The sequence below is a fragment of the Streptomyces angustmyceticus genome (genome assembly GCF_040701845.1).
Classification (GTDB): Bacteria; Actinomycetota; Actinomycetes; order Streptomycetales; family Streptomycetaceae; genus Streptomyces; species Streptomyces angustmyceticus_A.
Window position 1 is genome coordinate 1 of record NZ_JBFBHQ010000006.1, and the last position, 14792, is coordinate 14792.

Below are 14792 nucleotides of genomic sequence, written 5' to 3' on the forward strand. Positions count from 1 at the left end.
TGTCGGAGCAGGGCGCAGGCGCGGTCCGTCCGGCCCTCGTCCGCCGGGAGCGACCCGAGGTCGTCCCGCTGTCCTTCGCCCAACGCCGGCTCTGGATCCTCGACCAACTGGAGGAAGCCGGTCCGCTCTACCACCTGCCGCTCGTCGCCCGGCTGTCCGGCGTCCTCAACGAGGAGGCGCTGCGCGGCGCACTGGCGGATGTCGTCACCCGGCACGAGAGCCTGCGCACCGTCTTCCGGCAGGACGGCGGACAGCCCCGGCAGGTCGTGCTCGACGCTGCTGAGGCCCGTCCCTCGCTGCGCGTCACACCGATCGACGCCTCCGAGATCGAGGCAGCCGTCACCGCCGCACGCAACGAGGGGTTCCGGCTCGACACGGACCTCCCGCTGCGGGCCACGCTGCTCGTCCTCGGGCCGCGGGACCACGTGCTGGTGGTGGTGCTCCACCACATCGCCGGTGACGCATGGTCGATGGGGCCCCTGGTGCGCGATCTCGGCGAGGCGTACACCGCGCGGTGCGCCGGCGGGGTTCCGCAGTGGGAGCCGCTCCCCGTCCAGTACGCGGACCACGCCCTGTGGCAGCGGGAACTCCTCGGGGCCGAGGGCGACCCCGACAGCGAGGGGTCCCGGCAACTCGCCTACTGGAAGGAGGCGTTGGCGGGCGTCCCGGAAGTCCTCCCGCTGCCCGCCGACCGGCCGCGGCCGGCCGAGGCGAGCCACCACGGCGGACTGGTCCCCTTCGGCCTGGACGCCGAGCTGCACGGCCGGCTGCAGGAGCTGGCCCGGTCCGGCCGCGCGACGGTGTTCATGGTGCTGCAGGCCGCCCTGGCGGCGCTGCTGACCGGACGGGGCGCGGGATGCGACATCCCCATCGGCACACCCGTGGCCGGACGCGGGGACGCCGCGGCCGAAGAGCTGGTCGGCTTCTTCGTGAACACGCTGGTGCTGCGCACCGACACCTCGGGCGACCCCACCTTCCGTGAGCTGCTGGCCCGGGTCCGGGAGGCGGACCTGGCCGCCTACGCCCACCAGGACGTGCCCTTCGAGCGGCTCGTCGACGGGCTGCGCGTCCCGCGCTCACTGGCGCATCACCCGCTGTTCCAGGTGATGCTCGTGCTGGACAACTTCTCCCGCACGACGGTCGGTCTCGACGGCCTGCGCAGCGTGGGCGGCATCGAAGCGCCGTCCGCCGAGGGGCCGGGACGGGCGAAGTTCGATCTGTCGGTGCGGGTGTCCGAGCGGCTCACGGAGCACGGCGCCGCGGAGGGCATGACGGGCAGTTTCGCCTTTGCGAAGGATCTGTTCGACCGCTCGACGGTCGAGGCGATGGCAGCCGGCTTCGTGCGGCTGCTCAGGACAGTGGCGGCGCACCCCGACCGGCCGGTCGGAGCGGTGGCCGCGGAAGTGGCCGGAGAGGCGGAGAGTGTGAACACCCAAGAGCACCACCAGCGGGCGCAGGAGCGCGACGGCACCGGCCGTCCGCTGCCGGAGCTGCTGGTACCGCAACTGATCGAGGCGCAGGCAGCCGGCGCGCCCGGCGCCCCTGCGGTGGTGTGCGGGGCCGAGACGGTCTCGTACGCCGAACTCAACGCGCGGGCCAACCGTCTGGCGCATCTGCTGATCGCGCGGGGCGCCGGGCCGGAGCGCGTGGTCGCGCTGATGGTGCCGCGGTCCGTCGACATGATCGTGGCGGTGCTGGCGGTGCTGAAGTCAGGCGCCGCCTACCTCCCGGTCGACAGCGCCTACCCGGCCGACCGGATCCGCTACCTCCTCGACGACGCCCGCCCGTCCCTGGTGCTCACCACCACCGAGGCCCTCGGCAGCCTGCCGGACTCCCCGGAGCGGGCCCGGATCGTCCTCGACGAGGCGGCCACCGCGGATGCCCTCGCGGCAAGCCCCGCGACGAACCCCGTCGACGCCGACCGGACGGCGCCGCTCACCCCGCGCACCCCCGCCTACGTCATCTACACCTCGGGCTCCACTGGCCTGCCCAAGGGCGTGGTCGTGGAACACCGCGGCATCCCGAACCTGGTCCTGGCGCGCATCGAGCCCTACGCCATGGGCCCCGGCAGCCGGGTGCTGCAGTTCGCCTCGCTGAGCTTCGACGCCGCGATGTCCGAGATCTGCACCCCGCTCAGCGCGGGAGCCTGCCTGGTGCTCGGGCCGGCCGACATGCTCGACCAGGTCGCCGAGCTGCCCGACCTCATCCGTGCCCACGGGGTGACGCACGCGACGCTGCCGCCCGCCGTCCTCAGCAGGCTCGCACCCGACAGCCTGCCCTCGATCCGGACCCTGACCATCGCGGGTGAGGCCGCCCAGCCAGGCCTGGTGTCCCAATGGGCACCCGGGCGTCGGATGTTCAACGCCTACGGACCCACCGAGACCACCGTCTCGTGCACCATGGCGGGCCCTCTCGGCGCCGAGGGCGGAGTCCCCTCGATCGGGCGTCCGCTGCCGAACACCCTGGCCTACGTCCTGGACGACGGCCTCCGGCCGGTGGACACCGGCGCGGCCGGCGAACTGTACGTCGCCGGGGCGGGCGTGGCCCGCGGCTACCTCGGCCGGGCCGCACTGACCGGTGAGCGGTTCGTCGCCGACCCGTTCGGCCCCGCCGGCACCCGGATGTACCGCACCGGAGACGTGGTGCGCCACCGTCCGGACGGCACCCTGGAGTTCGTCGGACGCGCCGACGACCAGGTCAAGATCCGCGGCTACCGCATCGAACTCGGCGAGGTCCAGGAGGCCCTGCTGGCCTGCCCCGGGGTCGGCGAGGCCGTCGCCGTGGTCCGTGAGGACGAGCCCGGCCACCAGCGGCTCGCCGGATATCTGACCCCGGTGCCGGGCGCGGGCCTGGACACCGCCGCCCTCCGTGCCCGGCTGGCGGACGTCCTGCCGGCGTACCTGGTGCCGTCCGTGCTGGTCGTGCTCGACCGCATCCCGCTGACCGTCAACGGCAAGGTGGACCGGGCGGCGCTCCCGGCCCCGGCCGCCACCGCACCGTCCCCGGCCGCCGCCACCCGCGGCCCGCGGGGACGGCGGGAGGAGATCCTCTGCCGGGTGATCGCCGAGGTGCTCGCCCTGCCCCAGGTCGGCGTGGACGACAACTTCTTCGCCCTGGGCGGTGACAGCATCTCCGCGCTCCAGGTCGCGAGCCGGGCCCGGCAGGCGGGGCTGGCGCTGGCGCCCCGCGACGTCTTCCGGCACCAGACCGTCGCCGAACTCGCCCCCGCGGCCGAGGAGACCGGGCAGCAGCGCACCGCCCGCCCCGACGACGGAATCGGCCAGGTCCCCTCCACTCCCGTACTGCGCTGGCTCGCCCAGCGCCGCGGCCCGATCCAGGGCCTCAACCAGGCCGTCCTGCTACGGGTACCCGCCCTCGGGCAGCGAGCCCTGACCCTCGCACTGCAGACCCTCCTCGACCACCACGACGCGCTCCGCGTCACGCTGGCCGGCTCCGCCACCGGTGTCACCTGGGGGCTGAACGTCCAGGCCCGCGGCGCCGTCCGGGCGGCGGACCGGATCACCCGGGTCGATGTGAGCGGCCTGCCCGACGACCCGGCCGACCCCGCCCTGACCGCCCTCGTCGACGAGCAGGGCGAGGCGGCCCGCCGCCGCCTGGACCCGCAGGCCGGGGCCGTCCTCGAAGTGGTCTGGTTCGACGGCGGCGCCGACCGGTCCGGCTGGCTGCTGGTCGTCGCACACCACCTGGTCGTGGACGGCGTCTCCTGGCGCATTCTGCTGCCGGACCTGGCGGCCGCCTGGCAGACGGCGGCGGCCGGCGGCACCCCCGAACTCGCGCCGGTCGGCACCTCGCTGCGGCGCTGGGCCCAACTGCTGCTCGCGGAGGGCCAGAACCCCGAGCGCACCACCGAACTCGACCTGTGGACGGGGATCCTCGACCGGCCCGACCCGCGCCTCGGCGCCGGGCGGCTCGACCCGGCCCGCGACACCCGGGCCACGGCCCGGTACCTGTCGGTGACCCTCCCCGCCGAGATCACCCACTCCCTGCTCACCGAGGTGCCGGAGAAGTTCCAGGCGCAGATCAACGACGTGCTGCTGACCGGCTTCGCGCTCGCCGTCGCCCGATGGCGCGAGCGCAACGGCTGGGGCGACGAGCGCTCGGTCCTGGTCGACGTCGAGGCCCACGGGCGGGAGGAGATCGCCGAGGACATCGACCTGTCCCGCACCGTCGGCTGGTTCACCAGCATCCACCCCGTACGCCTGGACCCGGGCGCCGTCGACATCGGCCAGGCCTTCGCCGGCCGGGCCGCCGCCGGGAGCGCCCTCAAGCACATCAAGGAACAGCTCCGCGGCATCCCGGACAACGGCCTCGGCTACGGCCTGCTGCGCTACCTCAACCCCGACACCGCAGGACTCCTCGCGCAGTACGGCGCCCCGCAGATCGGCTTCAACTACCTCGGCCGCACCCACTCCGCCGCCCTGACCGCACCCTCGGGCGGGCACGACGGCGGCTGGCGCGGCGAATCGGGGATGGACGTCCGGGTCGTCCCCTCCGACGACGGCATGCCGTTCGCCCACTGCCTGGAGATCAGCGCGGTCACCCGGGAGACCGCGGACGGACCGCGGCTGAACGCCACGGTCTCCTGGCCCGACGCCCTCTTCGCGCCGGACCAGATCCAGGACCTGCTGGACACCTGGGCCGAGGCGCTGCACGCCCTCGCGGCCCGGGCGGGCAGCGCGCCCGCCGGCGGCCTCACCCCCTCCGACCTGCCGCTCGTCGACCTCACCCAGACCGAGATCGACGAACTGGAGGCCCGGCCGGGCGGCGTCGAGGACGTGCTACCGCTCTCCCCGCTGCAGGAGGGGCTCCTCTTCCACGCGCTCTACGCCGACAGCGGACCGGACGTCTACGCCATGCAGATGGCCGTCGACCTGGAAGGCCCGCTGGACACCGACGCTCTGCGGGCCGCCGGACAGGCCCTGCTGGAGCGCCACCCGAACCTGCGCGCCTGGTTCCACCGCCGCCCCGGCGGCCAGGCCGTCCAGGTCATCCAGTCCCGGGTCGGCCTGGCCTGGGACGAGGTGGACCTGACGGCCGAGGACGAGGCCACCCGGCAGGCCGAGCTGGAGCGGCTCACCGACGAGGCCCGCCACCAGCGCTTCGACCTCGCCACCCCGCCGCTGGTCCGGTTCCTGCTGATCCGCCTCGGCACCGGCCGGCACCGCCTGCTGATCCTCAAGCACCACATCGTGCTCGACGGCTGGTCCATGCCGCTGTTCCTGCGCGACCTCGTCACCCTCTACCACCGCGGCGGCGACCGGACGGCCCTGCCGCCCGTCGTCCCCTACCGCACCTACTTCGACTGGCTGGCGGACCAGGACGCCGAGGCGACCCGGGAGGCCTGGCGCGACGCCCTGTCCGGCGTCACCGAACCGACGCTGCTCGCGCCGGCCGGCGCCGGCGCCCCGACCGAGCTGCCGCGGGACGTGACCCGACGGCTCCCGGCCGACCTGACGGCCGCGCTGCAACGCCACGCGGTCGACACCTCGGTGACGCTCAGCACGGTCCTGCAGAGTGCCTGGGCCGTCCTGCTGGGACGTCTGCTCGGCCGGGACGACGTGGTGTTCGGCACCACCGTGTCCGGCCGGCCGCCGGAGATCCCCGGCATCGAATCCATCGTCGGCCTGTTCATCAACACCCTGCCGGTCCGGGTCCGTCTCGACCTGTCCGAGAGCTGGTCGGCGCTCGCCTCCCGGCTCCAGGAGGAACAGACCGCGCTCAGCGCCCACCACCATCTCGGCCTGACCGAGATCCAGCAGCACACCGGCCTCGGTGAACTCTTCGACACCCTCATGGTGTACGAGAACTTCCCCGTGCCCGCGGGGGGCGAGCAGCAGCCCACGGCGCTGCGCGCCACGGCCGTGGAGGGACGCGCCGCCGCGCACTACCCGCTGTCCCTGATCGCCTCCCTGGGCTCCGAAGGCCTCCGCCTGCGGCTCGACTACCGGCCCGAACTCTTCGACGCACCGACCGTGGAGCGCCTGCTCGGCCGCCTGGTGCGCCTGCTGGAGGAGATCGGCGCGGCCCCCGGCAAGGCCGTCGGGGCGCTGGACGTCCTTGCCCCCGACGAGCGTGCGCAGCTGGTCGAGGGCTGGAACGGCGGCCCGCTCACCCTGCCGGCCGGTCCGCCGACGATGCTCCGCGCGTTCGCCGACGCCGTCGCCGCGGGCCCCGACGACCTCGCGGTCCGCCTCGGCGACCAGCGGCTGACCTACCGGCAGCTGGACGAGGAGGCCAACCGGCTGGCCCGGCTGCTGACCGGGCTCGGCGTACGCCCCGAGACCCGCGTGGGAGTGCTGCTCGACCGCTCCACCGAACTCCTGGTCGCCGCGCTCGCCGTGCTCAAGGCGGGCGGGGTCTATGTGCCACTGGAGCCCAACTACCCCGACGAGCGGGTCCGGCTGCTGCTCGACGAGACGGCCTCGCCGGTCCTGCTGACCGACGCGGGACGGGTGGCGGACTGGACGGCGAAACTCGGCGACCGGATCGAGGTCGTCGCCGTCGACGGCGACCCGCGCCTGGCGGCACAGGACCGCACCGCCCCCGAAGTCGTCGTCCTGCCCGACCAGCTCGCCTACGTGATCTACACCTCTGGTTCCACCGGTGTGCCCAAGGGCGTCGCCGTCACCCACCGCAACGTCGTGGAGCTGGCCGCGGACCACTGGTGGCAGCTGGACCGGACCCACCGGGTGCTCTTCCACTCCCCGCACGCCTGGGACGTCTCCACCCTGGAGTGGTGGGTGCCGCTGCTGAACCACGGCGAAGTCGTCATCGCACCCCCGGGAAAGGTCGACCTCGAAGCGATCGCCCGGCTCGTCATCGAGGAGGACATCACCGGACTGTGGGCCTCCGGCGGCCTCTTCCGGCTGCTCGCCGAAATGCACCCGGAGTGCTTCGCCGGTCTGACCGAGGTCCGCACCGGCGGGGACGTGGTCCCCGCGTACGCCGTGCGCAACGCCCTCGCGGCCGTCACCGACACCGTCGTCACCGCCGGATACGGCCCGACCGAGACCACCGTGTTCTCCACCCGCCACTCCATGCGCCCCGGCGACGAAGTGCCCGAGAGCGTGCCCATCGGCGCCCCGCTGGACGAGACCAGGGCCTACGTCCTCAGCCCCGGCCTCGAACCCGTACCGGTCGGGGTGGTCGGCGAGCTCTACCTCGCCGGCTCCGGAGTCGCCCGCGGATACGAGAACAACCCGGCCATGACCGCCGAACGGTTCGTCGCCGACCGCTACGGCGAGCCCGGCACCCGGATGTACCGCACCGGCGACCTGGTCCGCCACCGCCCCGACGGGCTCATGGAGTTCGTCGGCCGCGTCGACGAACAGGTCAAGCTGCGGGGCTTCCGGGTCGAGCTGCGGGAGGTCGAGGTCGCCCTCAGCGCGTACCCCGGCATCGGCCAGGCCGTCGCGCTGGTGCGCGAGGACCGGCCCGGTGACAAACGGCTCGTCGGATACGTGGTGCCGGACGCCGGAGCCGCCGCCCCCGACCTGGCCGCGCTGAAGGCTCAACTGGCGGAGAAACTGCCCGAGTTCATGGTGCCGTCCGCGCTCGTCGTGCTCGATGCGCTGCCGCTGACCGCGAACACCAAGCTGGACCGCAAGGCGCTGCCCGCCCCCGAACGGCAGGCGGAGCACCGGAGCCGGCCGCGCAGTCCCCAGGAGGAGGTGCTCTGCGCCCTGTTCGCCGACGCCCTCGGCGTGCCCGAGGTCGGCATCGACGACGACTTCTTCCTGCTCGGCGGCAACTCGCTGCTCGCCGCGTCCCTGGTCAGCCGGATCCGGGCGGTGCTCGGCTCCGGGCTGAGCGTCCAGGCACTGTTCACCGCACCGTCGGTGCGCGGCCTGTCGCAGCGGCTGGAGGCCGGCATCGGCCCGGACGAGGACAACGGGCTGGAGGTGCTCCTGCCGCTGCGCGCACGGGGGAGTGCGCCCACGCTGTTCTGCTTCCACGCCGGCGGCGGCCTGAGCTGGCGTTACGCCGGACTCCTGCGCCACATACCGGACACCCACCCGGTCTACGGCCTGCAGGCACGCGCCTTCGGCACCCCGGGCTACGTGCCCGGCAGCATCGAGGAGATCGCCGAGCACTTCGTCGAGCAGATGCGGACCGTGCAGCCGGCGGGCCCGTACCACCTGCTGGGCTGGTCCTTCGGCGGACTGGTGGCACACGCCGTGGCGGTGCGCCTCCAGGCGGACGGCGACCAGGTCGGGCTGCTGGCGATCCTCGACTCGTTCCCCGTCGAGAACCCCGGGGCGGCACCGGACGGCCCGGCCGGCGAGGACCTGATGCGGGCCCTGCTGGAAGCCGCGAACCTCGGCACCGGCGAGCGGCGGGACGAGCCGCTCACACCGGACGCTGTCGCCGGTGCTCTGCGCGCGCAGGGCAATCCGCTCACCGACCTGCTCGCCGCACACCTCGGCACGGTCCTGGACACCTACCGCGGCAACCTCGCGCTGCGGTACGCGTTCACCCCCAAGGCGTTCCACGGCGACGCCACGCTCATCACCGCCGGGGCGAACCGGCCCGACGGCCGGCCCGGCGCCGACCGCTGGCGGCCGTACATCGACGGCAGCCTGCACGAGCACACCGTGCCCTGCCGCCACGAGGACATGCTGCTGCCCGGCCCGCTCACCGAGATCGGGCAGATCGTCTCCGGCCGGCTGCGCAACCACAGTGAGGAGGAGGGGAACCGATGACCCGGGAGATCTACGACATCGGCGAGATCCCGCCGCTCGGCGAGGTGCCGCGGTACATGCACGCCGCCCTGGTCCGCCCCGAGCGGTACGGACCGCCCAGCACCGCGATGGCCGTCGAGCCGGTCGAGGTGCCGCCCGTCGGCCGCGGCCAGATCCTGGTGATGGTCATGGCGGCGGGTGTCAACTACAACGGAGTGTGGGCAGGTCTCGGCACTCCCGCCGATGTCATCGCCGCCCGCCGCAAGCAGGGCGACCCCCACGACTTCCACATCTCCGGCTCGGAGGGCGCCGGCGTGGTGTGGGCGGTGGGGGAGGGGGCGACTCAGTACCGGGTCGGCGACCACGTCATCGTGGCCGGCGTCAAATGGGACGAGTCGGCGCCCGACATCCGGATGGGCACCGACCCCACGGCCTCGAAATCCCAGCGTGCCTGGGGCTATGAACTGAACTTCGGTTCCTTCGCCCAGTTCACCGTGGTCGACGAGTACCAGTGCCACCCCAAGCCCGCCCATCTGACCTGGGAACAGGCCGGCTGCTTCCTCGGCGGCGGCTCCACCTCCTACCGCATGCTGAACGGCTGGGCCCCGCACACCGTCCAGCCGGACGACCCGGTGCTGATCTGGGGCGGGTCCGGTGGTCTCGGCTCGATGGCCATCCAGATCACCGACCACTTCGGGGGCGTCCCCATCGCCGTCGTCTCCGACGACGACAAGGCCGAGCACTGCCTGAAGCTGGGCGCGCGCGGCGTCATCAACCGCCGCGACTTCGACCACTGGGGACGGCTGCCGAACGCCGAGGACAGCGCGGAGTTCGGCCGCTGGCAGCAGGGCGCGCGGGCCTTCGGCCGCCGCATCTGGGAGATCCTCGGCGAGCGCCGCTCACCGCGGATCGTGCTGGAACACCCGGGGCGGGACACCCTCGCCACCTCCGTCTACGTCTGCGACCACGCGGGGATGGTGGTGACCTGCGCCGGAACCAGCGGATACAACGGCGACATCGACCTGCGCTTCCTGTGGATGTTCCAGAAACGTCTGCAGGGCTCGCACGCCGCGAATGTCCGGGAGACCCGGGCGATCATCAACCTCGTGGCGGCGGGACGGGTCGACCCCTGCCTGAACCTCACCATGCCGTTCGAGGAGATTTCCCAGGCCCATCAAATGGTCTACGAGAACCGGCACCCGGCCGGGAACACCGCGGTCCTGGTCAATGCCCCCGAAGCGGGACTGACCGGAATGCCGTGACCCACCCATCCCGGCAGCGGAAACAGCTGTGAATACGGGAAAGGAAAAGAAAAGGGCCGCCGGCGACACCGGCGGCCCTTTTGCGTACGGAGCGGCAGTTGTGCGTCAAGGACGTGTCCAGCAGGCCGCCGCCGAAGTCTCCTACGGTGATCCACGTCGAATCGACATACCGCTGGGGGGACATGGTGAAGGCGCCACGAAGTGCTCCAGCGGAGCGAAGCGATGACGGCGGCGGACCGGAAAGGCAAGAAGGAACCGTTCGCCGAGGTTTTCCCACGCCTCTATTGGGCGGTGCTCCGCGACATGTGGAATGCCGCAGCCGAATACGGCGGCGGCCTCGTCGTCCACTCCCGCCATGACCGAGAGTGCGCCGGGCAGCTCGTGGAAGAACCCGGCGTGCCCCACCGCCGCCCTTCGTGCAGCGCGACCTCGCCCCGCCGCACTCGCCGGCGCCCTCCGCCGGGCCGTCGCCGACCCCGGACCTCGCAGCACGGCCGCCCTCGCCCGGCAGGTGCGGACCGAGCACGGCGCCGAACGGGCGGTCCGAGTGCTGGAGCGTCTTCCCACCGAACAGTCAGGAGAACGCCGTGCAGGCGACCACGCATGACAGCGTCACGCAGCCGACCGCACCAGGAGGCCGTGACCTGGCGCTCTTCGGAGGCCGCCCGGCCTTCGACCGTCCGCTGCATGTGGGCTCGCCCAACGTCCCCGACCGCAAGCGCCTGTTCCGGCGCATCGAGGAGGCACTGGACCGTGGCTGGCTCACCAACAACGGCCCCCTGGTGCGGGAGTTCGAGGAGCGGCTGCGCGCCCTCACCGGCGCCGCACACGTCCTGGCCACCAGCAGTGGCACCGCCGCCCTCGAAGTGCTGGTGCGGGCCCGGGGCCTGAGCGGCGAGGTGATCGTCCCGTCCTTCACCTACGTCGCCACCGTCCATGCCCTCCAATGGCAGGGCATGACTCCGGTGTTCGCCGACATCGACCCCGAGACGGGCACCCTGGATCCCGAGCACGTCGAGCAGCTGATCACCCCGCGGACCAGCGGCATCGTCGGCGTCCACCTCTGGGGCAGGCCCTGCCGCACCGACGCGCTCCGGCGGATCGCCGACACCCGGGGACTGGCCCTGCTCTACGACGCCGCCCACGCCCTGGGCAGCGCGGTCGACGGCCGGCCGGTCGGCCGCCTCGGGGACGGGGAGATCTTCAGCTTCCACGCGACCAAGTTCATCAACGCCTTCGAGGGCGGAGCGGTCGCCACCAGCGACCCCGCACTCGCCGAAACCGTCGACCGGATGCGCAACTTCGGCTTCGGCCCCGGACGCGAGGTGCTCACCCACGGCACCAACGCCAAGATGAACGAGATATCCGCCGCCATGGGCCTGACCGCCCTGGAGCACATCGACGAGATCATCGCCGCGAACGTGCTGCGCTTCGAGCACTACCGGGCCGGTCTCGCCGGCGTCCCCGGCGTACGGCTGCGCACGCCGGGACCGGGGGAGCGCAGCAACCACCAGTACATCGTCATGGAGATCGACTCCGCCGTCGCCGGAATCGGCCGCGACCAGCTGCTGCGCCTGCTGCACGCGGAGAACATCGTGGCCCAGAAGTACTTCCACCCGGGCTGCCACCGGATGCGCCCCTACGCCCTGCGCTCCGACATCCACCAGCCGCTGCCGCTGCCCGGCACCGAGCAGCTGGCCGAGCGGGTGCTGGTACTGCCCTCGGGGCTGGCCGTCACCCCCGCCGACGTCGACCGGATCTGCGAGGTCGTGCGGCTGGCGGTCGCCGCCACCCCCGCGCACTGACCACACAGGAGGAACACGCACATGAGCACGATCACCACCGCGACCGCGGGAGGCACGGCCGACGGGCAGCGGCTCACCGGCTGGAGCGGCGACGCCGACTACTTCCGCTTCCGGGAGCTGACCACCTTCGAACCGCAGGCCGTCGTCGACGTCCTCAAGGGCCGCAGCGCGGGCGTCGTCTTCCGCAACGTGGTCGCCACGGACACCTGCGCCCAGCTCTCCGAGCGCTTCTGGGACAGCCCGGACCGGATGCGGCGTGTCTCCGTCGCGCCGAGCTACTACCTGGGCACGTACCACTACCACAAGACCACCGCCGCGTACCTGGACGAGTCCGAGCGCACCGGCCCGGCACTGGAGCGGGTCCTCGACATCCCGGAGGACCCGCTGAGCGGGTTCTACGAGGGCCTCGCCAAGGCGCTCGCGCCCGAGGGCGTGACCGTGCGCCAGGCCCGCCACGACGGCCGGCAGGCGTGCCGCGGACTGCTGAGGTCCTGGCACGGCGCGGGACGGTACACGCTCGACCCGCACGAGGACAGCTCCCAGTGCACCGAACCCGGGCAGGCGGACTTCGAGATCCAGCGGGTCCTCGACCACCACATCGCCGCGCTCAACATATGCCTGGAGAACGGCGACGGCGGGCGTCTGGCGGTGTGGAACATCCAGCCGGACGAGGCGAGCAAGCGCCGGCTGGGCCTGCACCACCTCGGGTCGCCCTACCCCATGGACACCCTGGAGGGCATCGAGCGCCAGTGGATCGAGGTCAACGCCGGCGACATCTACGTCTTCAACGGCGGACACATCCACGCGGTGGAACCCAACACCGCGGCCGACAGCCGCCGCACCACCGTCGCGGGCATCCTCGGCTTCATCGACGACGAAACGGTCGTCTCGTGGACATGAAAGCCCTCGTCCTCGCCGGAGGCACCGGCAGCAGGCTGCGGCCGATCACCCACACCTCGGCCAAGCAATTGGTCCCCGTCGCCAACAAGCCGGTGCTCTTCTACGTCCTCGACTCCCTCGCCGAGGCCGGCATCACCGACATCGGCATCGTCGTGGGCGACACCGCCGACGAGATCCGCGCCGCCGTCGAGAGCGGCGGCTACGCGGACCGGCTGGACCTCACCTACATCGTCCAGCCCGCACCGCTGGGCCTGGCCCACGCGGTGCGGGTCGCCCGCGACTTCCTCGGCGACGACGACTTCGTGATGTACCTCGGCGACAACTTCATCGTCGGCGGCATCACCGAGCAGGTCGCGGCGTTCCGATCCGACCGCCCCGATGCGCGGATCCTGCTGACCCGGGTGCCCGATCCCACCGCCTTCGGAGTGGCCGAACTCGACGAGGACGGGCGCCTGGTGGGCCTGGAGGAGAAGCCGTCGAAGCCCAAGAGCGACCTCGCGCTCGTCGGCGTCTACCTCTTCACCCCCGCCGTCCACGACGCCGTCCGCGCCATCGTCCCCTCGGCCCGCGGCGAGCTGGAGATCACCCACGCCATCCAGTGGCTGATCGACCGGGACCGCAACGTGCAGTCCGCGACGATCTCCGGCTACTGGAAGGACACCGGCAACGTCGACGACATGCTGGAGGTCAACCGGACCGTCCTGGAGACCGTCGAACCGATGGTGGCCGGCGACGTCGACGAGAGCACCAGGATCATCGGGCGGGTGCGGATCGCGCCCGGCGCCGTGGTCCGCCGCTCCCGCATCGTCGGCCCGGCCGTCATCGGCTCCGGTGTGGAGATCACGGGCTCCTACGTCGGCCCCTTCACCTCGGTCTCCGACGACTGCCGCATCGAGGACAGCGAGATCGAGTACTCCATCGTGCTCCCCGGCTCCTCGATCACGGGTGTCCGGCGGGTGGAGGCCTCCTTGATCGGCCGCAACGTCGAAGTCACCCCCGCCCCCCGCGCCCCCGCGGCGCACCGGCTCGTCCTGGGCGACCACAGCAAGGTGCAGATCTCCTCATGACCACCAGGATCCTCGTCACCGGCGGAGCCGGCTTCATCGGCTCCCACTACGTACGCACACTGCTCGGCCCGCAGGGGCCCGGCGACGTCCGGGTCACGGTGCTCGACGCCCTGACCTACGCCGGGACCACCGCGAACCTCGACTCGGTCCGGGCACACCCGGCGTTCCGCTTCGTCCACGGAGACATCCGCGACGCCGCCCTCGCCGACGACCTCGTCGGCCGGCACGACCAGGTGGTGCACTTCGCCGCCGAGTCGCACGTGGACCGCTCCATCGAGAGCGCCGCCGCCTTCGTCGGCACCAACGTGGCCGGCACCCAGACCCTGCTCGATGCCGCGCTGCGCACCGGCCTGCGCACCTTCGTGCACATCTCCACCGACGAGGTCTACGGCTCCGTACCCGTCGGCAGCTCCACGGAGACGGCGCCACTGGAGCCCAACTCCCCCTACGCGGCGTCCAAGGCGTCGAGCGACCTGCTCGCCCTGGCCCACCACCGCACCCACGGTCTGGACGTCCGGGTGACACGCTGTTCCAACAACTACGGCCACCACCACTTCCCCGAGAAACTCATCCCCCGCTTCATCACCTCGCTGCTCGACGGGGGCACGGTGCCGCTGTACGGGGACGGTCTCCACATCCGCGACTGGCTGCACATCGACGACCATGTCGCCGGCATCGACCTGGTGCGCACCGGCGGGACGCCCGGCCGCGTCTACAACATCGGCGGCGGCACCGAACTGACCAACAAGGCCCTCACCGGGCTGCTGCTCGACGCCTGCGGCGCGGACTGGGACCGGGTGGAGCACGTCGCCGACCGCAAGGGCCACGACCGCCGCTACTCCGTCGACTGGACCCGGATCCGCGACGAACTCGGCTACCGGCCGCGGAAGGACTTCACCACCGGCCTCGACGAGACCGTCCGCTGGTACCGCGAGCACCGCGCCTGGTGGGAGCCGCTGCTGCCCCGTGCGGTCCGGTGACGGCCGCCGACGTCCCCGCGGTGCCGGCCGACTGCGCCGACCGGCGGCGGGCGACGCCGCGGTGACACACAAGCCG

At 72.7% G+C, this 14792-nt stretch carries 6 protein-coding genes; all 6 read left to right on the plus strand.

Features of this window, described 5'->3' with window-relative positions:
- Positions 1-8723, plus strand: an 8723-nt coding sequence (locus AB0411_RS15580) for an amino acid adenylation domain-containing protein (protein ID WP_366417824.1), incomplete at its 5' end; no start/stop codon positions are given.
- Entirely contained in the window at positions 8720-9964 is a 1245-nt protein-coding gene (gene ccrA / locus AB0411_RS15585) for a crotonyl-CoA carboxylase/reductase (RefSeq protein WP_366417825.1), read from the plus strand. The genes AB0411_RS15580 and ccrA, both read left to right, overlap by 4 nt.
- 587 nt (positions 9965-10551) lie before the next feature.
- Positions 10552-11769, plus strand: coding sequence for a DegT/DnrJ/EryC1/StrS family aminotransferase (locus AB0411_RS15590; RefSeq protein ID WP_366417826.1), 1218 nt, complete (start codon positions 10552-10554; stop codon positions 11767-11769).
- 21 nt (positions 11770-11790) lie between these two features.
- Positions 11791-12669, plus strand: coding sequence for a 2OG-Fe(II)-dependent halogenase WelO5 family protein (locus AB0411_RS15595; RefSeq protein WP_366417827.1), 879 nt, complete (start codon positions 11791-11793; stop codon positions 12667-12669).
- Positions 12666-13736: a glucose-1-phosphate thymidylyltransferase gene (locus AB0411_RS15600; protein ID WP_366418227.1), complete on the plus strand. Its 1071-nt coding sequence runs from the start codon at positions 12666-12668 to the stop codon at positions 13734-13736. Before AB0411_RS15595 ends, AB0411_RS15600 begins: the two co-directional genes overlap by 4 nt.
- Positions 13733-14716, plus strand: coding sequence for a dTDP-glucose 4,6-dehydratase (gene rfbB / locus AB0411_RS15605; RefSeq protein ID WP_366417828.1), 984 nt, complete (start codon positions 13733-13735; stop codon positions 14714-14716). The genes AB0411_RS15600 and rfbB overlap by 4 nt, the downstream gene beginning before the upstream one ends.
- Positions 14717-14792: the final 76 nt, after the last annotated feature.

Coding starts and splice junctions, on each gene's coding strand:
- ccrA (WP_366417825.1), top strand. CDS start 8,720: ATGACCCGGGAGATCTACGACATCGGCGAGATCCCGCCGCTCGGCGAG.
- AB0411_RS15595 (WP_366417827.1), top strand. CDS start 11,791: ATGAGCACGATCACCACCGCGACCGCGGGAGGCACGGCCGACGGGCAG.
- AB0411_RS15600 (WP_366418227.1), top strand. CDS start 12,666: ATGAAAGCCCTCGTCCTCGCCGGAGGCACCGGCAGCAGGCTGCGGCCG.
- rfbB (WP_366417828.1), top strand. CDS start 13,733: ATGACCACCAGGATCCTCGTCACCGGCGGAGCCGGCTTCATCGGCTCC.